Genomic DNA, 19986 nt, shown 5'->3' with positions numbered 1-19986 from the left:
CCCATTGCTTACCCACCAAAATAGATATTTTCCTGACAATTTTATGCCGTAGGCATAGTCCGGCTAACTGAGAATGTCATCAAAACACGGTCATTTCTGGCGATAGAAAGCCACAGACCATTAAGAGCATTCTTTGGTGTTGAGTGGGGAATCAGGCTGGAGAGTGCCAGCCTCTATGGGGGTTAAGCAGTGATTTCGCCCTGTTGTTCAGAGAATTGGTATCAGCAGGACCATTTTCATCCGTCACATCAGTATCTTGCTGCTTCAATTCTTCAACTTCAGCCAATTTTGTAGCTTCTACGTCACTCAATGCAGCCATTAACTGGCGAGCCATGTCCGGGGTCAGACGAAGAATCACTTCATCCAGAACGATTCCACCAATTTCGGTCCGATTTTCGTGCTCTCCTTCTGGTATTGGAGGGAGCTGATCACGCAGCTGGTTAAGTGTTGGCAGAAGAGAATCGAAGGTTTTACGAACCACTTTTGGTTTAAGGGTCGTCTTCTTACGAGAAGCAACAAACTTCGCCGTCACTTTGTTTTTCCCGGCCGCTTCTGCTTTTTCCAGAGAAGCAATAAGAACGGTGTATGGGTTGCGGTCGGTTCCCTGACAATCGATCAGGATGTCGATTGCAACATCACCAGCGACTTTCCCATTACGCACTAACTGTTTGATATTGTTCTCGGCTTTAGCCAACACTAAACTGCGACGAATGGTAACCACAGAGATTGCCAAACGTTTTGCGATACTTTCCATTGTGTGGCCCCAACCAGTCAGACGTAGGAAGCCTTCAGCACGCTCAACCATCTTCAGTTGAAGAGAATTAGCACTTTCAATCATGTTGTAGATTTCTTCGTCTTTACCGCCTTCAAATTCTTCAATGATGATCTTGTTGAATACAGCCCCTTCAGCGATAGCAGATATCAAACCAACGAAGCGATGATGTCCATCGATGATTTTCAGACGGGTTACCCCTTCAACTACCACCACTTTGACACGAATAGGCGGAATACTCTGCGGGCGTTCTAGATAGGCATTTTTGAACATTTCAGCTCGTTCTAAGTTGATCGGGCGCAGGTTAAATCCTTCTTCAACATACAACCATGAAGGACTGACGGCGTATACGTTATTGCGGCCAACATCGTTGTCTTCGAACATCACGGTATTGCCTGCTTTACGCTCTTTTGCAACGAAATCGCTCAGACCGCGCAAAGTGGCTGGTACCTTATCCATAGTGCGCATTTTCTCAGCCACACAGTCCAGTATTACTCCTTTACGGGACTGTTCGAAAATAGACTGCACGTTGATACTCATGATATTTCCTCTCTTTAACTGATTGTGATTGCATTATGGGGAAAATTGCTTTCTGTGAATTCAGTAAAACATGAGGTGCGCAGGTGACAAATAAGGCATACAGATATTACTAACCTTCTCCGTGTACCTTGTCATAGTCCAATACTGGCAATGTGCTAGCATACTGGTTGATATTCTTCAGGGCTGACATGGCGTTGCAGAAAGCGAACCAGCTCATGGGCCACTATCCCTTTCAGATTATCAAAGCGGTTTATCAACAGAAAATCTCCAATAGTCTGATGCTCATTGATGTGGGGATATTCGTAAAACCTGAATCCGAGAAAATTACTTTTCGTAGTATGATATGTGCCAGTTAATTCTGACTTTTGAATCAAGCAACTGTATCCGTATGTCTGTCGGAGTAAGTACATGGAAAAGGCCCGATGCGATTGCACGGATTTCAAACTTCTCAACTGGCTTTTTCACAGGGTAGTAATACCCCTTTAGATCAACTGTAGTGATGTTGATAGTTTTATATTTCAATGCGGAAGCATATTGCCAGTTCACATGTCTCTGCTCGTTATTATTTACGAAGAATGATGTTCCCTTCACAATATCTTCAGGTTTATTCAGCCACCACATGTTCCGTTTATGAGTTCAGTTTTTCATACAGAAGTTATTCATCACATTTCCTTAGTTATTATTTAGAGAGAAGATTCTGCGGAGGATGTCCAGCAGAATCAGGCAAAAAGACGATATCGCGACTCATCGGAATGCACTTACTGTACAGAATAGTATTGAGAGTTAGGAAACTACTGTTATCCATGACATTATTCATGCTAACTCCTTTTTTGTTCGTTTTGCTTACCTCATATTTAAGCATGACTTCCACAGTTGACGAAGAGAATATATGACATTTCCCCGCAAGAAATTTCATCACTAACCTTTTGATTTTATTTTATTTGTTAAAAAAATTTCAAGGTGAAATTCCCACGGTTTTATGTTCCAAAAACAACAAAATGCCCGGACTCGGATAATACAGTCTCTATTGTGAATGATATGGTTGAAGTCTACAGATACCAAAAACGCCCTACCACATAACATAGCTTATGATGGTGGAGAAAATGCCTTTATCCCAACAATTCTTGTCAGGGAGAAGATCGCTTCTCGTTCAGCAGCATCGCCGCTAATGGCTGAGAGCAGTATTTCATAAAGGGCATAATCATAAATTGATTAAATAGAACCTCACACTGTTAGGCAGGTGAAGATGAGAAATAGCTGATAACAAAGCCAGTACATAAATTGTGGTAAACATCGACAGTAATGCAACAGTGGTAAGATGGACGCCGGAGTTAGATGATTCTTGGTTCATTGCAATGTTGGGTGTTCATGTGGACCTCAAGCTATGAGATGTGAGCAGAGGCTTTATTATTGGCACCATTCTAATGCCGGAAAATTACCGTGATAAAGGCTGTCATATAGTTATTAATTTGAACGGTAGGAAGAATTCTGATTTCCTGATAATCATTCATTGCCGGTAATGCAATGCAGCATTCGGTAGCTTCCTTCGAAGAGTATCAAGAATATGTGTCCCATTTCTTATCATTAAGGTGACATTCCCGCAGACGATTATGGTTACAGAGCTATCACTTGGCAGTGTGATCATAAAACCCCCTTTTTGCTTTTTCCTAAATAATGGTTTGCTGTGTGTCGTAGCCAGTATCAGCATTAACATTGTAATTTTCCACAACAGTTTCTAGAACGGATTCACTGGCCTTGTCATCCTAAGCTCTGTGGCAACGTCACCAATATTTTTGATACTTAGCGTATGCATAACAAAACCTCTGCCTCAGGCAAGTTTGCCTGCAAGGGGGTAATCAGCTATTCACGTGTCCCAATAATCATCATGACATCGTTTACTCTTTTGCGACAGATACGTTTTGTCGTACTTTAGTAATAAGGACTTCGATAAAGTTCATTATCAGTTCGACAGTGGCAATTTTAAACATAGTCTTTCTCTCTCGTTTTACCCGCTAGCGCATAGATTAAAAACATACCTTGCAGGGAGGTATGTTTGAAGTGGCTTCACAAGGTTGCAGTTGCTGACTGCGGTTTGTCATGGTTATCTTTCCTTATACAGGTTTTTACCCACTACGAGCGTAGCTGGTAAAGTTCGGATCCCCGAACCTATGTACAGAGATCCTTCAACAATTAGTTCGTCAGGCAGCTCGTCAACTTTCAGGTAATTTTCCTGCAAGTTAAGACGATAACGACAAACGGCAAGATCACTATGTACTATAACGCGGTTACCGGTCACAGTGAAATCGGCTTTGGTGTTGATGAGTTGCTGAATTAACGAGTTCATATAGATACCTATGAGTTGATTGTTCGTACTGTCCAGTAAGTATCAGTTATGGTAATCAAGAGCTGAAGCTGGTGGCGTTCGTCTTACAGTTGACTTATATATTTATGTTCTGAGAAGAGAAAGTGATCGCCTTCGGGGGAAAACATGCAGAGATTTTCCATTATTAGCAGTTCAACATAAGTCGTTGGTGCTGCTTCCATCTTTCGGCCGAGCTCAATACTATTCATCAAACGGCGGTTGCGGTAACGGTCATTGATTGCCGCGTGTATGTTACGTTTGGATTTTACTTTCTGTACTCTCACAGCTTTGCGGGCTAGATATTTCTGCCCAGCTGTGACTGATTTACGTGCGACTTTTTGCGTCTGCGGGCTTAAATTGTCGTATGTCACAAGATTCAACATCTGGCTCCCCACTAGGCTTTCCGTAAAAGTTATTTTTCGGCTTGTTTGCCAATTATCAGTCCGGTTGGTCTGGTGACGAAGGGTTGTAGAAAAAGATTTTTCACGGGTTGGATAAGGTTAGAATGAAAGGGCTATCCCTCGAACGCTGCTCACAGCACTCAGGAATGATAACTAGTCAGATAGATTCACACTTTCAGCAGTGTGTGCTTTTGTCCTATACCGGCTGCAAACGGACGCTTTGTTTCAGCTCACTACTGCAATGCATGCAGGCTACTTCTTTCGCACATTCGACCATTCGGGTATTGATGGCCTCCATTCTGACCGGATATTGGGGATTAATTCTAGGGTGCTATCTAACAGCAAAAGAAGTGATTAACTCCCGCTTATTTTCTTGATTTCAAAGTAGTGCTACGAAAACGTTAGAGAAGGCGATATTTAAAAACAAAATGCCCTTTTTGATGTTCTTTTAAAGCTAGAAGCTATTGGTTGAACTGTAGATTCGCGCTTAATCTTAGATACTAGCTATTTTAATGGTCAGGTATAGCTTATCGTCTGTCAAATTGTCGTATTCAAATAAGGAAAAGAATCAGAAGCTCAGAGTCATACTAGCAACAGTACCCATTGGCTTAGTCTTTGCATAACAGGCTGACAACTATTCATTTGTATTTTTACACGCTGAATGTAGGCTTTATATTGTGCTTTTCTGATATCAGATGGTTTCATCTCAATGTTCTTCCTGCAAGGGAATAAATATGAAAAAGTCATTGTAAAAAATATATGCCAAAATATGACAACTTCAAGCATGTTTGTTTGATCATGTTTTAGTGATAATAAGCATTCACTATCGAATAACACGACGGAACGGAGGCAGAGAATTGAGAATGTCCTGGCCGTATTTTTTGAATTTAATCCGCGTGTCGAGAATTGTCACTGCGCCGGTATCCTGTTCAGTTCGGATAAGACGTCCTACGGCTTGAATCAGTTTGATACAAGCATTCGGAACGGTAATTTCATAGAAAGTATCCCGTCCTGCTTTGTTCATCCACTCGGTCAGAGTCTGGCTGACCGGATCTGTCGGTACACTGAAGGGCAGCTTCGCGATAATCACGTTATCGCAGTAATCACCTGGTAAATCCACTCCTTCACTGAAAGAAGCCATACCGAAAATTACGCTCGGTAAATCGCGATCTACATTCAGCTTATGGCGAGCAATTATTTCGCGTTTTGGCAGTGTTCCTTGCATCAAGATGTGCTGTTTCACCTCTTCCAGCATTCCGTCATGCACCTCAGTCATCTGCTTACGGGAAGAAAACAGCACCAGACAACCTTTGAGTCGGAACACTAGCTTTGGCAGGATGTCTCGGACTTCTGCGGTATGCGCTTCCTGATCGGTTGGCGTGCTGCGCATCTTGGGAACAAACAATACCCCGTTTTTCTCGTAGTCAAATGGACTTTGTGCTATCAGCGTTGGTGTGTCCTGAGGCAGACCGGCTTTATTCAGAAAGCTGTCAAATTTTCCCAAAGAACGAATTGTTGCAGAAGTGATAAGCGCGCCATAGGCTTTGCTCCAGAGTTTACTATACAGTTGATCACCGGCATGTATCGGGCTACTGTGCAGGATAACTTCGCTTTTGTTGGCTTCTCGGCGCACATTCACCCAACGGGCTATTGGTATCACATGATCGCCTTTTTTGTGATTGGCAAAGCTGTTGATTGCGTCCAACAGCGATTCAAACCGGTTGGACAATTCACCCACAACAATTTTATGCTGCGCCATGTCTTCCTGAGTAACCTTATTACCGCTCTCGTCAACAATAACCGTCATTTTCCTGACGATAGATAGCATTGTGTTTAAGGTCTTGCGAATCGGGATAAACAGATCACATACATCATGGGGCACATAACCTTCAGGGAACCGGTAAATATCGATGTTATTAGTTTCATTTCGCCAGCTGAGTGAACGCAATAGCGTATTGCGTACTTCTTTCAGCTCATTGCTGGAAATGCTAGCGTTCTCAGACAAAGAGTAAACGTGATCTTGCATTTTCTGTCCGTAAAATTCCGGCAGGTTCATCACCATGTCCACCACGTCCCCCATAAAGCGGGCGTTATGATCGAGTGATGCACTGGCCGCGAAGTGATCGATAGCCTTGTCCGCTATGTGGTGGCCTTCGTCAAACACATAAATCACATCTTTAGGAAAAGGCATGATAACACCACCGCCTAGACTTAGATCACTCAGAATAATGTCATGATTCGCGACCACCACATCAACGCTTTCCATTTCACGGCGGGCAGTGAAAAACGGACACTTATCATAGTGTGGGCAGTTCTTTTTCGGGCACTGGCTTGCTACGGCATTCACTTTCGACCAAGTTTTTTCGCCAATCTCTTCAAGGTAACTATCTCTTTCACCATTCCATGACTTGGCCGTGAATGCATGATGCAGGTCATTCACGTCTTTGCGAGCGTAACCGTAGGCGTTAATTTCGTTATCCATGTGCACCTTGCAGCGAAGCAGGCAGAAATAGCGGCCACGGCCTTTTGCCATTGCATAGGTGAAGTTCAGACCTGCTTTCGTCTGGATCTCCGGCAGGTCTTTATTCACAATCTGTTCCTGAAGCGCGACAGTTGCGGTGGAGAGGATAAGGGTGTTGCCCTTTTCCTTCGCCAGTGGGATGAGAGGAAGACAATAACCGAGGGTTTTACCGGTACCAGTCCCTGCTTCAACTACTCCGATGCGCAGGGCGTCCGATTGAGCCGGTGAGTTGCTGATGAACGAAGAACAAAAAGCCATCATATCCTGTTGTCCGCTACGAGCGGTGAGGCCTTTGGCAGTCAGAAAGGATGTGTAGGCAAGCTGTGTCTGTTCTGCGGCTGTCATTTTTGTTTTCTTCGTATTCATGGCCTTACCTTATTATTTTTTGTTTTTCTATGTTTATTTTATCACTGTCTAATAAACGACAAAGCTGATTCCGGCAAAAGAACTTTCCAAACGAAATTCCGATAGTCTTGACACCAGTAGGAATGATTAACTCAAGTGATGTTCCTTGAAATAATTTAGATAATATCAGTCTCAAAACGGTAGATACCGTGCTTCTTATAAAACCCAGTACAAGTCTGTTCTTTGAAAATACACAGATAATCCTTGTCAAAAGCGATATCAATTTCTTCGAAATCAATCTGGTAGATAAGGGCATTCAGACTATCAAGGGATTTTTTGCTAGCAGCAGACTCGTCTGAGCAATACTTTCAATATTCCATTGAAACAAACCACTTTCAAAGTTGGCCTTCACATAGTCAGAATTAGCGTAAAATCCCTTTATTTCGACTTCGCAATCGTAGTATGTATCGTAAAAGATTTCCGGCAGGTTGATGCTGTCCATCAGGGCAATCCACCGAACAGAAATCTTCTCGCCAGCTTCCATGAAATGGACATAGCCGGACAGCTTTTCGGTATTTTTCAGGTCCTTCCGCCAGCGAGTCTCGATATATAGTCATTCAGAAGTATCAAACTTTTACATTGCGATTTCCTCAGTGTCGTTATTGTTCTGGATAGCCCTGACTGATAGGGCCGTATGGAAATGCCTTATACAATGTCACGGATAATTGGATTGCAGGGATCGTAGATGTAATTATTCAGGGTGCGAAAACCACCATAATCCACAATGTAGAACTGGCCGTGACTGGCATTGTCTCGGTGGAAATCTTCCAATTCTTCAGAGCCAAACAGAAAAACAGGCGTGCCGCTAGGTACGATCATGCGGGTGATGTTTCCGTTACTTTCACGGATTTGAAGTTCTAACCCTTCAGGTTTTCTGGCTGAAAACAAGTCAGCGAAAATCGAGTTAAAAGCTGTTTCAGCATTTGCACCGAGTGCAATACCGATGGTGTTCATAATTGTCCCCTTAATAATTTTTGTTCGTTTTATTTACCGATATTTAAGCATGAGGCTAGTGGGTGACGAAGGATTTTAGGGCTGATAATTCATTGAAATATAAAAATAAACGAGAAAGAAACTATCGTTATCAAAATTGGTATATTTCTGTCAGGATATTTATTCAATGGATCTCCCGAACCATACTCACGGATTGGCAGAGAAACAACTTTTCTCCTAGGACCGCTTCTTTTGGTACCACTACACCAAAACCTTTGGCTACAACCGTGACATCTACTACAACCATGCCGCTAAGCTGGCACATGATCGTGGTCAACCTGTTTCATTCGCGGAGCATGCCATTAATTACTACTTGATTCACTGAAAGAAAGTATTAGTGATGAATCAGTCAACTCAGAAACTCGTGATCTCTACTTTGAAGTTTTATCTCTACCTGCTGGGGAATAATAAAAAACAAACGATCACCTAGATTCTCCAGCGTTACGCTATGGAGCAATATGACGCTGTTACCTCGTCACATCTGACGAATAAACAGTTAAAGAGATTTTTGAATTGCCTAACGAGAACAAGAAAAACCAGCACACGTTGAAGAGAATCATTCAATCCCGTACCACTGAAGTCATTGCCATGCATTAATGTCTTGAAGCCAGAGCCAGTGAAAGCTACGAGCTGGGTGATGACGGCGGTGACTGAGGCACACCCGACAGGGAAGTACTTTTTATTGAATCGATATGCTGGTACCACCTGAAGATTTGCCCGATATTCGTCGTATTCTGTAAGCCAAGAGGGAAGCATGTAGACAGTAGCAGATTTAAAACTCATTATTGCCTAGTTGCTGGAAGATGCCCGCAGAAGACAGGAGCTGGAGCCGAACGCAGGTACAGAAAAACGCATTGCTGATGCAGTTGCCGTGTTAGAAAAGTGACTATCAGCAATAACACTCTTTTGAGGGCGATATTCTCGCCCTCATTTATTTTATATATCAGCATGTTATTTACCTTTTTGCCCTTCATCACCTGACAGCTCCGTGTAATCATTGAAAAGTAAATAGAACAAAAAAACAAATGCATGGAGCATAGAATGAACGTCTCAATTCTTCAGGAAATCTTCGAATTAGCAGGCAAAACCAGCCAGCACAAGGTATCAATCTTTTGTATCTACATAGACGTCACTTCATGGGATAAAACCGACCACAGTGTTCGCCGTACCTTTGAACACCTGATCTGGCTGAACAGGTTAGATAACAACGACCGTATCGTCGTAAAGAGCACCTACAATGTCAGTCACTCTGAGTACTCCGGTCATATTGACGGCATAGCAAGTGATAATGTGATCGAAAGCTATCTGAAAAGTAGTCACTGCTGTCACTGAAAGCATGATGAATGACAGCCGTCTGTCACTCTCTGGCGCTCAATACTGCATAGCAGCTAAGCAAAAGGGTAGAAGGACACCCTGCCTTATCCATTTACTATTTAGGAAAGATAACCATTCAGAACAAAACAGTAATCCAGCTGCATTTGGCTTGCTCTATACCAGCACAATCACTGATATCGCTTCACTGAGCATGACAAATCATAGTCAGCAACTGCAACCCTGTGAAGTCACTTCAAATATACCTCCCTACAAGGCATGTTTTTAATCTATACGCTGTCGGATAAAACGAGAGAGAAAGACTATGTTTAAAATTGCCACTGTCGAACTGATAATGAGCTTCATCGAAGTCCTTAAAGCAGATCTAGCTGTCTCCTTGTCCTCTGGTTTGTCGCTGATGAGCCGGGAACATGAGATTGATACGATGACCACAGCCTACGCACTACTCTCTGTAACAAAAAGTAACACAATCAACGATGCACTGCTCATTACCATACAAAACACACTGTCATCCCATGAGAGTGACGACAAGGCAAATGAGCATTGGTTTGTGGAGGCCAGTCAAATTCTGCGGGAAGCAGGGTGGTTAATTACCCGTGGCCCCTTGCCAATTACCTTGCCCTTGCCTGCCAAGCTGTAAGGCAGTGATGATCGCTCTGAATCAGATTATCACCCACCAAGATCAGATTAAGGCAACTACCAGAACATCAGCAGTCGTGATTTCCAAACTGAATTAGCAATTAGCCACGCTGGAGCAAGCCATGTGTGCAATATAGAGACTAGAGGAAGAAAACAATTGCGTATTACAAAAGACCGCTAGTAGAAAGAATGGTAGCTTCCCTCAATGGCTGATTGGACGGTACATGATGCTATTTGCCTCCCTACCTACTAAGGTGAGACAAAAGGTATCCGTCGCGAATAAAGTAAATAATAAAGTAAATGATGTCATGATGATTATCGGGACACGTGAATAACTGATTACCCTCCCGCAGGCAAACTTGCCTGAGACAGGGGTTATTGTTATGGATACGCTAAGCATCAAAGATATCTGTGACGTTGCCACAGAGCTTAGGATGACAAGGCCGGTGAATCCGTTCTAGAAACTTTACAATGTTAATGCTGACACTGGCTACGACATACAGCCATTATTCAGGAAAAAAGCAAAAAAGAGGGTTTATGATCACACTACCAGGTGGTAGCTCTGTAACCACAATCGTCTGCGGGAATGTCACCTTAATGGCAAGAAATGGGACGCACATTCTTGATACTCTTCGAAGGAAGCTACCGAATTCTGCATTGCATTACCGGCAATGAATGATTATCAGGAAATCAGAATTCTTCCTACCGTGCAGATTAATAACTATATGACAGCATTTATCACGGCAATTTACTGCTTTTTTTCCGGCATTAGAATGGCGCCAATAATAAAGTCTCTGCTCACATCTCATAACTTGAGATCCACATGAACATCAACATTGCAATGAACCAAGAATCATCTAACTCCGGCGTCCGTTTTACCACTGTTGCATTACTGTCGATGTTTGCCACAATTATGTACTGGCTTTGTTATCAGCTATTTCTCATATTCACCTGCCTAACAGTGTGAGGTTCTATTTAATCAATTTATGATTATGCACTTTATGAAATACTGCTCTCAGCCATTAGTGGCGATGCTACTGAACGAGAAGCGATCTTCTCCCTGACAAGAATTGTTGGGATAAAGGCATTTTCTCCACCATCATAAGCTATGTTATGTGGTAGGGCGTTTTTGGTATCTGTAGACTTCAACCATATCATTCACAATAGAGACTGTATTATCCGAGTCCGGGCAGTTTTGTTGTTTTTGGAACATAAAACCGTGGGAATTTCACCCTGAAATTTTTTTAATAAATAAAATAAAATCAAAAGGTTAGTGATGAAATTTCTTGCGGGGAAATGTCATATATTCTCTTCGTCAACTGTGGAAGTCATGCTTAAATATGAGGTAAGCAAAACGAACAAAAAAGGAGTTAACATGAATAATGTCGTGGATCACAGTAGTTTCCTAACTCCCAATACCGTTCTGTACAGTAAGTGCGTTCCGATGAGTCGCGATATCATCTTTTTGCCTGATTCTGCTGGATATTCTCCTCAGAGTCTTCTCTCTGAATAATAACTAAGGAAATGTGATGAATAACTTCTGTGTGAAAAACTGGACTCATAAACGAAACATGTGGTGGCTGAATAAATCTGGAGATATTGTTAAGGGAATATCATTCTTCGTAAATAACAACGAGCAGATACATGTGAACTGGCAATTTGCTGCCTCATCGAAATGTAAAACTATCAACATCACTACAGTTGATCACTACGAACTGATATGCTTGATTCCTGCAAAACTGATAGCAGAACTTCCGACCAGTGTAGGCACTCAACTAATGAATACCATTAAACTGGTAGATACGTATTACGACACCCGCTTTGACAAAGTTGCTGATATCGAAAGTTTCAACTACTGCCATGATGATTACTCCACAGGGGAATACTCAGGGGCGCAATTGGAATGGAACGCAGAAAGCGTGCATAAGGCCCGCGAAATATTGGCAGTAAATCCTTTAATTAATTTTATAGATCTGGAATGCGATATCAACTTTGAGAAAATTGACTTTTGTTACGACAAAACTTACCTACGGATTTTCCATTCCAAAGCTTATTCAGGATTCTTCGAAAAGTATACGAACATACGTTACGAGGCTGAGGTTACAGATCTGGTCTTACTAAGCGAAGAATAAAAGGCAGGGCGGGTCGGTACAAACTGGCCCGTTTTTCTGGGAATTTCAGGCTGAAATTTTTTCATGAAACCCAGATCTGACAAGGGCTATCGGGTGATTTTTTGTTGCGGGGAAATGTCGTTTATTCTCCCTGTTTTCTACCGGACAGTCTTTGTCATTTGTTAGGCCGAGTTATGATAGATAAAGATAAGAACTAAAGAATAACAAGGCAAATCTATGAGTACAAAGAAACCCAAATTTGCCTCAGCAGAACAGATCACTAAGGCCTACAGTGCTTTTTGGCCTGATTACGCGTGAAGGTCAGAAAGAAATGATGAACTTTGCCGGATGAAGAGAACAACACGCCGTATGTTGGTGTTGTTGACGCCAGAACTGGAACAGGTAAAACGCTAGGTTATTGCCTACCCCTGATCCTACCTGCAAAAGACGCTGATTCCTTCCACCGTTATCGTTGCACTGCAAGAGCAGATTATTAAGGGGAGCCGGATTTAACGGTTGATCAGTTTTAATATAATTTAATAAACAAATCAGACTTTATGGTTGATCAGGTGCACTGAGTGTTCCAATGTTAGGCACCAACCACCGATTTTGAATGTACATGATACTAGATGTATGGAGATAATTATGAGTGAAAATTCAATGCAAAGCTTTGTGACTGTCATGTTGGATGGTTGCCGACATGGAAGAGATTATAACTCTGACAGGCAAGAATTCTCTGAACCAGATAAAGGTCTGGATGCACTTGAGAAATATAAGGTGGTGACTTTTTCTGGATACGAGGGCGTTGTAACAGCATGGATTGATGATTCAAATATGTATCATGCTGAATTTACTCGTTATCAATGCGAGATATCCAGAATATCCAATGTGGATAAAACTGAGCTGGAAACGTGGCTTAAAAGATGGCTTCCAAAAATACACGAATTCAATTAACGATTAGTAAGTGGGATTATCAACACTCGATGTGTAATTACCAACATCAAGTAACAGGCAATCGTTGACATGCTGGACAAACCGCAATAAAGCCATCGTCACCAGCTACCTGAGTAGGTGTAAAGACCGCAAACAGGTACGCTATGTGGCGATGGATATGTGACGGCCATACCGTGATGCCGTGGCTACGATGATCCCTGACGCCTGAGAATCGCTTTGTGTTGCTTAAACGTCGTCACGAGCTGACAGACGCCGAATACATGCGATTTTCCGGCTGGACTTTGAACTACCCAGATATCGGTCAAGCCTACGAACTGAAAGATGCATATTACACCTAGCTGAGGCAGGGCCAGCAACCAATTACAACACGGATATATCAACACTAGTACGAGAGATTAAGGCAGGACGTCTATAGTCCTGTTTCAATCCTACAATCCGGATACCCATTATTAATAAAGACCTGCCAGAGATTCAGATCAAAGCCCGGCTAAACTTTACCTATGCATGGCAAAAGGCAGTGGTCTATACTTCTGCCGTATGCGCTGTGAGGCGCACATGAACAACAAAATAACCCCCTCCGTGAGAATGTGAATATGTGTCCCAGAATTGTTTATCCCGATTCACAAGGTCTTAAACACAATGCTATCTATCGTCAGTAAAATGGACGAGACCGGCAATAAGGTTATTCGGAAGACGTGGCGCAGCATCAGATGACCGTAGGTGAGCTCAGCAACCGCCTTGAATCCATGTGCGTAATTTTGTCACCGAACGCAGCAACTTAGATGCGATGCCTATTACTCGTTGGGTTAATGTGAAGCGTGACAATAAAAGAGAAGTCGTTATTCACAGCAGCCCAGTATATGCTATTGAGCAACTGGATAAAGATCTGTGAAGTAAAGCCTTTAACGTTATCGTGATCTCAGCGACGATCCGCTCAATGGGAAGCTTTGACAGCTTTCTGAATAAGGCCGGTCTGTCTCAAGACACACCAACGCTGATAGCACAAGTCCGTTTGACTACGAGAAAAACGGGGTATTGTTTGTTCCCAAGATAGCACGCCAACCGATCAGGAAGCGTATACCGCAGAAGTTCGAGACGTCCTGCCAAAACTGATGCTCCGACGCAAAGGTTGTCTGGTACTATTTTTTCTCGTAAGCAGATGACTGAGGTGCATGGAATGTCGGAAGAAGTGAAACAGCACATCTTGATGCAAAGAACACTGCCAAAACGCGAAATAATTGCCCGCCATAAAGCTGAATGTGGATCGCGGTTTACCGAGCGTAATTTTCGGTATGGCTTCTTTCAGTGAAGGCATGGATTTACCAGGTGATTACTGAGATAACGTGATTATCGCGAAACTGCCCTTCAGTGTACCGACAGATCTGGTCAGCCAGACTCTGACCGAGTGGATGAACAAAGCAGGAGGGGATACTTTCTATGAAATTACCGTGCCGAATGCTGATTCAGGCCGTAGGGCGACTTATCCGTACTGAACAGGATACCGGCGCAGTGACGATTCTCGACATACGGATTAAATTCAAGAAATACGGACAGAACATTCTCAATTTTTTCGTCGCGTGATCCGTTGACATTCAACCACCAGCACAGTAGGAAAAGATCAATGTCAAAACGCGACAAAAAAGCCATCTAGACAACATTAAATTCATTGATGACGAACGTATGTATATCCGGGTAAAAAGATCTAATATCCGCATCATAGAAACATACGATGTGCGGTGACAAGCTCAAACAGGTGCGATCCTGTTCTATGCAAGCAATTTGTATACAATGCGGGATGAAACGTTCATTGCTGAAGGTACAAAAAGATTAATCTCGGACTGCCTTTCGTAATACATTTATTTCAGCCAGCGCGTTTTTTAATGACATCGCTGGTAGCGGCGATCTTACCAATTATTGTGGTACACGTGTTATCAACGTATGTTTTGGAAAAAGTGACTACCCTACGGGCAAGACCAGACTGAATCTGCGTTATCTGCCAAACTTACAAATGTATGCAGCTCACATGCTCCCTAATCTGATACAGCTATCAGGTTAGAAATGGTAAAGTCCTTGTTCATTACTGTTTTGCTATCGTCTATGAATTCCCTGCGCTAGAGTTTTTGGCGCATGATAAAAAATTCTATATTTCTGAAGCGCTGAACCACATTGTAAAATGCCCGATACCCGGTTACAGAAATCAAAGTAACCGTTCAGAAAATTCAGGTGGATGATAATCAGAACTCAGCACAAAGTAAGAAGCCATTACACTCTGAATAATATTGATGCGAAAGATATTGCTCAAAAATAACTATGACGAGACGTTCTGTTACGATCTTTATGGGACAAACTTCAACATGGAACTATGTTCGTCAGGAGGGTGACATTCAAGCACTCACCACAGTGAATATTTAAAACGATACCCTCAGTGATAAAAATCGTGATACCCGCATTTCTGGGATTTGCCAGTCTGGCGGACGAAAAAGTGATTTACCTACGCAATCTCGAAAAAGCTTTTCTTTGCGCTAGGCATGAAGCCCCAGAGTTCCCTTTTAGCATATTGAAGGACCTGAATAGCCGCAAGCTGATAGCCTATCACAAGACGCTGAATTACCTGCTACTGGTTGGGTTCAATGTAGTAGATGAGAAGGGTGCTACTCCTTCAGAAAATAATGTTGTTCCATTCTGTTTGTCACTTGAACAACCTGTAAGAGAATAAGTATACAAATCGGACATTCACACTCACAGGGCTACGATATGAAAACCTTAATAGAACAACTAACCGCAACGAACGCTAATTTTTCTCTTTCTGGTAATCGCGTCATTGTTCACAGTGACCTAAAGGTCTGAGGCCGTCACGATGGTTTGTTAGAAAATTACCTATCAGTTGATGATTTTGACCGTTAAAGGCTCCCTGCACGTAGGTCGGGGGATCCGAGCACTACCAGCTGCGCTCGTAGTGGGTAAAAACCTGTATATCAGCTATTCCGACATTGAGACTCTGCCGGACAATCTGACCATTAACGGAAGCCTTCTAGCTATCTCAGTCAAGCTGAAAGCGCTGCCAGAAAACCTGACCGTTAAAGACGGACTGAATATCTCCAATACTGATATCACTAAACTGCCCTCCAACCTGAAAGTTGAGCACTCCATGATTCTGGCCGGAAGCAAGATCACAGCTCTGCCGGATAACCTGCATCTTAAAGGTATATTAAATGTGGAAAAGGTTCCCTTGCAAAAGCTGCCCGAGAATCTCCGTGTCGAAAAGTGGCTGATTATCGGTAATACGGAGGTAACCACTATTCCAGTTTCTCTGTCCTGTTGCGCAATCTACATGAACAACCCGCTAGAGTTTGAGAATGTGGTGAGCGAAGTCTTCAGCACGGACTACATGGATCATGTTTTTACCCTGCGTACCGCTGACGGTATCCGTGTTTCTAACGGTGAATACTACGGAGACCCGGAAACCTTCGCGCTGATGATGATAGATAACTATAATGCCGACGAAGCCGAATACTACATTGCCAGCGCGAAAAAGTGTACGACACAGCTGGAGTCCATGAATATCTGACATCGCCGGGACACAAATTATCACCACCAGCGATGTTTACTTTCGGTATGAAGACTGGGTGGGAGAGGAAACAACTTCCTTATCAAAGGTTACTATTTTGATAACCGCACTCCCATTGAGAAATTTGCCCCGGCTACCATCCCGGCCGGGGAATGTCGGATACTAAAGTGCCGTTGTGGAACGAACAACTGGTGCGACAAAGGGTACTAGAATAAGAGTTAACCTGTAACGAAATAGAGGCAACGCCTGATGACTATTTCGGGAATCTGGCCGATGACTGTAGCGTCTTATTCTTCTTAACTTGGCGATGGTAAACAATATGCTCAAAGTCGAAATTTTTCCGCATCAACGGGGGGCGATAATACAGTACAGGAATAAGGAACACTCTACAAAAAGTACTTACCACCCGACCATCTTAAAATGTGTAACTAGTAGAAGACATCAACCGTATTTTTCTGCTGCTACCGGAGCATGGATGCGTTGATGTTACTGTAAGAATGGAAGTGGAGCGTTACTCACGTTGTGAATAAAGAGGCTAGTAGAAACCATCATCTCAAATTGCACCAGTCAGATTACGTTACCCAGAGAGGTCAGTCCAAACCATGAAACATCAGTGCAGAGCACAACTGTTCCGCAGGCAATGTATTCACCCGAAGTGTACGCTACTAATACAGCTGAACAGCAGATTTTAACCTAATATATAATGCGTGCCTGGCTCAGGCTTTCTGCAAAGATGCACAACGTGGCACCAGAAAGCTACGGTCACCTGAACAACACTGAATGGTCGTTCAAGTGACACTTTAGCCCATTATTGGCACAGGTCATACAGAAGGCGGGAATAGATTTGGAAATGGTGGTAGACAATCTCGTTTCTGTGATGGAAGCCAGAAAAACCATCCTCAACAAATTTAACCAAGAGTATCCTAAAAAGGTGCTTTTTGTGAAAGATGGCAACCTGCAAAAACAAGTCTGAACGCCATGCGCGATAAAACCAAGCTCTTTTCTTCCCTGCGTCAACGTGAGGGTAGTGATATTGTCATTATCAACGAATTACCGAAAGAGAAAGCCTTCGACGTTTATTGCCAGCACGTCATTAAAGACTGATTTATCATTACCCGTACCTGTACCCACAGCACGGTGGGCATTTCATCACCGGATACACACCACCAAAAATGACACTTCTACCACAATAACAAGGAAAAATATGACAATCATTATGCCATTACAAAAATATCATATGGGAGGTTCTTTTGCTGCTCCATCTCATTCAGAGGCTCGAAGTGGCCAAACCGCCATTATTGATTTTATCGACGACGAAGTTATGGGACTGAATTTCCAGACTGATTAGAAAGATAAACCAAAAGGGATACCAAGTCAGGAGCGCTGAACTTGGGAAGAGCTCAGCATTACTCCCGAGCAAGTGAGAAAGTAATTTTTAGCTTTCTGAACATAGGTCTTACCATGATACTCCGGCAATTCATTTGCTTACATATCTGCACGACGCGAGCGGCATCCAAAGGCTCCATATACCCGCATTAGGGCTGGAAATACTGGTGAGCGTGGATGAGATGGGCACATCACTGGAGTAATGGATAAAACAAAACGGTAATCCCGACCAGATAACCATCTATCACGATACCCATGACGGAGATTTTGAAGACAAGCCGTATTTTGGTACCGAAAATAACGTTCTTAAAAACGAGAGTATGATCTTTTCAACTTGTGATAAAGCGCGAAAAACAAGGCACTATTGTTATTACCTCGCTTGATAGCAAATTTTCTTAGAAGCATCATGATGAGTTTCTTAATCTTTTTTAAGGATCAGGTGTAGGGTATCCGTGAAAAGAAACTAACCGTCACCTGCATAAGGGTAACAATAGATTTTTATGTCTGTGTATTCGTCACCGGTGCAACATATGTTCTACTAAACCCAGTATGAAACGAATCAAAATAAACACATGCAGGGTTATACTATGTCCTCAATCGCAACATACGTTCTTCTGTCTGATGGCCGCGAGATTGCCTACGTCAACGATAAGGCTTTCTTGGTATTTAATCCAAACAAACCTTATCCACCAGTTACAGAAATAACCATGTTCTCCCCTTACGAATTTGTGAATGAAATGTCAAATATCCTAGGGAGTGAACCAGTTTTTCATTTTGATGTAGCGCCGCTTAGCTTAAAAAAATCGAACTATAGTGATTTATTTGCTACCCTGCCGAAGAAACCGGTGAATAAATATTCACTCTTACAACTGAAAGAGTTATGGAAGAGACTGGGAACTATTCCTGTTGATGAAATTACACAGGATGATGATTACATTGCCATTTCTGAGCCTTTTTTACATTTTCCGATTGGTACTGACACTCATCAAATCTGGCAGTGGTTTGAATCTCAGAATGTTGGTTTTTCAGTTGCTGAGATGCTCTACGAGTGTTCATAAAATCCAGCACAGTTAGAAAATATAGTATTGTCGGAATACTGTGTATATCGTGGTCTGTAGACCGACAGCTTGAGAGTGATGCTCCTGACTGCGATTTTGCTGATCACGTACTCTTGAACCTGTCAAACGACTGCTTTCGTCTAAACGATATGGCGAATGCTGCGCGTTAGATAGGTAACCGCCTGATCAGCAAGTTCCAGATAAAAGCTGAAAATTTGCAACCTGCTGGTTTCTATATGAGCAAGCTAGGTACCTACGGACATACTTGTATCTCTTTATAGAAAAATAGCTTAACCAAATCACAGTTGGGCCGCACGAATCTGCTCAACTTTTCACTAAGACATCTTATTCATATACAGTATGAATAAGATGTATATGCGTAATAAAATAGTTACTGATTGCCGCTCTGATGAGCGTGGTAGAGGTTAGAAGCGTCAGTTAGACGCACAGAAAAATTTTGAACAGTCTTTATGACACTGAATATTCTCGTGATAAAGCTTTGATAGCTTCTTGCGAGAAGACTCCCGCTGGTCAGTGATTTTTGAAAACACTGACGGGATGACAGAGGCTTTGGTGGATTACCAAAACCACTTTTTAAACCAAATACCCGTGTGTAAAACAGGGTTCTATCACCCCTTTACTTTGCAATATATGCTGGGTGTTCGATTTGAAGCTGCTTCCGATCGCTAACGCCACGTGATGGCAAAAGAAGTTAAGTTCGTATTACCTCATCTACTGGTGGATAAGAAAGATGAGAAGACTTTTATGATCGACCCTGATTATTCATATAACCTTTGTTATAAGGTTGCAGACAACGCCTGGTACATTTTTTCTTTCTCTCGATGCAACGCTACTCCACATACAAAACCATATCTGCGATATTGCTTTGGTCTTTGAGGAAGAGAAGATCATCAGCCAGAAATCCGGAGTTGAACAGGAGAATG

At 42.6% G+C, this 19986-nt stretch carries 22 protein-coding genes and 1 pseudogene; 16 read left to right on the top strand and 7 right to left on the bottom strand.

Annotated features, from left to right (window positions below):
- Positions 1-151 precede the first annotated feature (151 nt).
- From BA1DRAFT_RS04190 to BA1DRAFT_RS23460, 7 genes are all read right to left on the bottom strand, one after another.
- Positions 152-1312, bottom strand: coding sequence for a hypothetical protein (locus BA1DRAFT_RS04190; protein ID WP_036776333.1), 1161 nt, complete (start codon positions 1310-1312; stop codon positions 152-154).
- A gap of 2101 nt (positions 1313-3413) precedes the next feature.
- Positions 3414-3656 (bottom strand): hypothetical protein, encoded by a 243-nt coding sequence (locus BA1DRAFT_RS04170; protein WP_036776322.1) that lies wholly within the window; start codon positions 3654-3656, stop codon positions 3414-3416.
- An 83-nt stretch (positions 3657-3739) separates the two neighbouring features.
- Positions 3740-4057, bottom strand: coding sequence for a hypothetical protein (locus BA1DRAFT_RS04165; protein ID WP_036776319.1), 318 nt, complete (start codon positions 4055-4057; stop codon positions 3740-3742).
- Positions 4058-4898: 841 nt separating this feature from the next.
- Entirely contained in the window at positions 4899-6962 is a 2064-nt protein-coding gene (gene dinG, locus BA1DRAFT_RS04160; protein WP_072164756.1) for an ATP-dependent DNA helicase DinG, read from the bottom strand.
- Positions 6963-7257: 295 nt separating this feature from the next.
- Positions 7258-7485, bottom strand: coding sequence for a hypothetical protein (locus tag BA1DRAFT_RS04155; RefSeq protein WP_036776318.1), 228 nt, complete (start codon positions 7483-7485; stop codon positions 7258-7260).
- Between the two features lie 161 nt (positions 7486-7646).
- Positions 7647-7955 (bottom strand): hypothetical protein, encoded by a 309-nt coding sequence (locus BA1DRAFT_RS04150; RefSeq protein ID WP_036776317.1) that lies wholly within the window; start codon positions 7953-7955, stop codon positions 7647-7649.
- 163 nt (positions 7956-8118) lie between these two features.
- Complete coding sequence (locus BA1DRAFT_RS23460; protein ID WP_160169987.1) at positions 8119-8259, bottom strand: hypothetical protein; 141 nt, start codon at positions 8257-8259, stop codon at positions 8119-8121.
- 776 nt (positions 8260-9035) lie between these two features.
- On the opposite strand from BA1DRAFT_RS23460, the gene BA1DRAFT_RS04135 reads away from it, so the two are divergent.
- The 16 genes and pseudogenes from BA1DRAFT_RS04135 (at position 9036) to BA1DRAFT_RS22940 (ending at position 19042) form a co-directional block, all read left to right on the top strand.
- Complete coding sequence (locus BA1DRAFT_RS04135; protein ID WP_036776313.1) at positions 9036-9326, top strand: hypothetical protein; 291 nt, start codon at positions 9036-9038, stop codon at positions 9324-9326.
- Positions 9327-9333: 7 nt separating this feature from the next.
- Positions 9334-9594: a hypothetical protein gene (locus tag BA1DRAFT_RS22955; protein ID WP_152544273.1), complete on the top strand. Its 261-nt coding sequence runs from the start codon at positions 9334-9336 to the stop codon at positions 9592-9594.
- 36 nt (positions 9595-9630) lie between these two features.
- Entirely contained in the window at positions 9631-9966 is a 336-nt protein-coding gene (locus BA1DRAFT_RS04130) for a hypothetical protein (protein WP_036776307.1), read from the top strand.
- Between the two features lie 1374 nt (positions 9967-11340).
- Positions 11341-11478: a hypothetical protein gene (locus BA1DRAFT_RS23455; RefSeq protein ID WP_160169986.1), complete on the top strand. Its 138-nt coding sequence runs from the start codon at positions 11341-11343 to the stop codon at positions 11476-11478.
- A gap of 16 nt (positions 11479-11494) precedes the next feature.
- The gene (locus tag BA1DRAFT_RS04120; protein ID WP_036776301.1) at positions 11495-12097 is read left to right on the top strand and encodes a hypothetical protein; all 603 of its coding nucleotides are present in this window, start codon (positions 11495-11497) and stop codon (positions 12095-12097) included.
- 624 nt (positions 12098-12721) lie between these two features.
- Positions 12722-13030 (top strand): hypothetical protein, encoded by a 309-nt coding sequence (locus BA1DRAFT_RS22950; protein WP_036776295.1) that lies wholly within the window; start codon positions 12722-12724, stop codon positions 13028-13030.
- A 15-nt stretch (positions 13031-13045) separates the two neighbouring features.
- A pseudogene (locus BA1DRAFT_RS24580) lies at positions 13046-13362 on the top strand (transposase); the annotation flags it as partial.
- 416 nt (positions 13363-13778) lie between these two features.
- Positions 13779-13922, top strand: coding sequence for a hypothetical protein (locus BA1DRAFT_RS23900; RefSeq protein ID WP_235200965.1), 144 nt, complete (start codon positions 13779-13781; stop codon positions 13920-13922).
- Between the two features lie 285 nt (positions 13923-14207).
- A complete protein-coding gene (locus tag BA1DRAFT_RS24340) occupies positions 14208-14339 on the top strand; it encodes a hypothetical protein (protein WP_268747223.1) in 132 nt (43 codons plus the stop codon).
- Between the two features lie 128 nt (positions 14340-14467).
- Positions 14468-14611 carry a helicase C-terminal domain-containing protein gene (locus BA1DRAFT_RS23895; RefSeq protein ID WP_082303629.1) on the top strand — a complete coding sequence of 48 codons (144 nt, stop codon included), beginning with the start codon at positions 14468-14470 and terminating at the stop codon, positions 14609-14611.
- Positions 14612-15455: 844 nt separating this feature from the next.
- The gene (locus tag BA1DRAFT_RS04105) at positions 15456-15746 is read left to right on the top strand and encodes a hypothetical protein (protein ID WP_036776292.1); all 291 of its coding nucleotides are present in this window, start codon (positions 15456-15458) and stop codon (positions 15744-15746) included.
- Positions 15747-15986: 240 nt separating this feature from the next.
- Complete coding sequence (locus tag BA1DRAFT_RS04100; RefSeq protein WP_152544272.1) at positions 15987-16598, top strand: hypothetical protein; 612 nt, start codon at positions 15987-15989, stop codon at positions 16596-16598.
- An 844-nt stretch (positions 16599-17442) separates the two neighbouring features.
- Complete coding sequence (locus tag BA1DRAFT_RS24335) at positions 17443-17571, top strand: hypothetical protein (RefSeq protein ID WP_268747222.1); 129 nt, start codon at positions 17443-17445, stop codon at positions 17569-17571.
- A gap of 5 nt (positions 17572-17576) precedes the next feature.
- Positions 17577-17702, top strand: coding sequence for a hypothetical protein (locus BA1DRAFT_RS24330; RefSeq protein WP_268747221.1), 126 nt, complete (start codon positions 17577-17579; stop codon positions 17700-17702).
- Between the two features lie 100 nt (positions 17703-17802).
- Positions 17803-17946 (top strand): hypothetical protein, encoded by a 144-nt coding sequence (locus tag BA1DRAFT_RS23450; RefSeq protein WP_160169985.1) that lies wholly within the window; start codon positions 17803-17805, stop codon positions 17944-17946.
- Positions 17947-18571: 625 nt separating this feature from the next.
- Positions 18572-19042 (top strand): hypothetical protein, encoded by a 471-nt coding sequence (locus BA1DRAFT_RS22940; protein WP_152544271.1) that lies wholly within the window; start codon positions 18572-18574, stop codon positions 19040-19042.
- Positions 19043-19986: the final 944 nt, after the last annotated feature.

Source organism: Photorhabdus aegyptia, from assembly GCF_000612035.1.
Taxonomy (GTDB): Bacteria; Pseudomonadota; Gammaproteobacteria; order Enterobacterales; family Enterobacteriaceae; genus Photorhabdus; species Photorhabdus akhurstii.
This window is presented reverse-complemented; position numbering and strand designations above follow the sequence as displayed.

Coding starts and splice junctions, on each gene's coding strand:
- BA1DRAFT_RS04190 (WP_036776333.1), bottom strand. CDS start 1,312: ATGAGTATCAACGTGCAGTCTATTTTCGAACAGTCCCGTAAAGGAGTA.
- BA1DRAFT_RS04170 (WP_036776322.1), bottom strand. CDS start 3,656: ATGAACTCGTTAATTCAGCAACTCATCAACACCAAAGCCGATTTCACT.
- BA1DRAFT_RS04165 (WP_036776319.1), bottom strand. CDS start 4,057: ATGTTGAATCTTGTGACATACGACAATTTAAGCCCGCAGACGCAAAAA.
- dinG (WP_072164756.1), bottom strand. CDS start 6,962: ATGAATACGAAGAAAACAAAAATGACAGCCGCAGAACAGACACAGCTT.
- BA1DRAFT_RS04155 (WP_036776318.1), bottom strand. CDS start 7,485: ATGGAAGCTGGCGAGAAGATTTCTGTTCGGTGGATTGCCCTGATGGAC.
- BA1DRAFT_RS04150 (WP_036776317.1), bottom strand. CDS start 7,955: ATGAACACCATCGGTATTGCACTCGGTGCAAATGCTGAAACAGCTTTT.
- BA1DRAFT_RS23460 (WP_160169987.1), bottom strand. CDS start 8,259: ATGTGCCAGCTTAGCGGCATGGTTGTAGTAGATGTCACGGTTGTAGCC.
- BA1DRAFT_RS04135 (WP_036776313.1), top strand. CDS start 9,036: ATGAACGTCTCAATTCTTCAGGAAATCTTCGAATTAGCAGGCAAAACC.
- BA1DRAFT_RS22955 (WP_152544273.1), top strand. CDS start 9,334: ATGAATGACAGCCGTCTGTCACTCTCTGGCGCTCAATACTGCATAGCA.
- BA1DRAFT_RS04130 (WP_036776307.1), top strand. CDS start 9,631: ATGTTTAAAATTGCCACTGTCGAACTGATAATGAGCTTCATCGAAGTC.
- BA1DRAFT_RS23455 (WP_160169986.1), top strand. CDS start 11,341: ATGAATAATGTCGTGGATCACAGTAGTTTCCTAACTCCCAATACCGTT.
- BA1DRAFT_RS04120 (WP_036776301.1), top strand. CDS start 11,495: ATGAATAACTTCTGTGTGAAAAACTGGACTCATAAACGAAACATGTGG.
- BA1DRAFT_RS22950 (WP_036776295.1), top strand. CDS start 12,722: ATGAGTGAAAATTCAATGCAAAGCTTTGTGACTGTCATGTTGGATGGT.
- BA1DRAFT_RS24340 (WP_268747223.1), top strand. CDS start 14,208: ATGTCGGAAGAAGTGAAACAGCACATCTTGATGCAAAGAACACTGCCA.
- BA1DRAFT_RS23895 (WP_082303629.1), top strand. CDS start 14,468: ATGAAATTACCGTGCCGAATGCTGATTCAGGCCGTAGGGCGACTTATC.
- BA1DRAFT_RS24330 (WP_268747221.1), top strand. CDS start 17,577: ATGCGCGATAAAACCAAGCTCTTTTCTTCCCTGCGTCAACGTGAGGGT.
- BA1DRAFT_RS23450 (WP_160169985.1), top strand. CDS start 17,803: ATGACAATCATTATGCCATTACAAAAATATCATATGGGAGGTTCTTTT.
- BA1DRAFT_RS22940 (WP_152544271.1), top strand. CDS start 18,572: ATGTCCTCAATCGCAACATACGTTCTTCTGTCTGATGGCCGCGAGATT.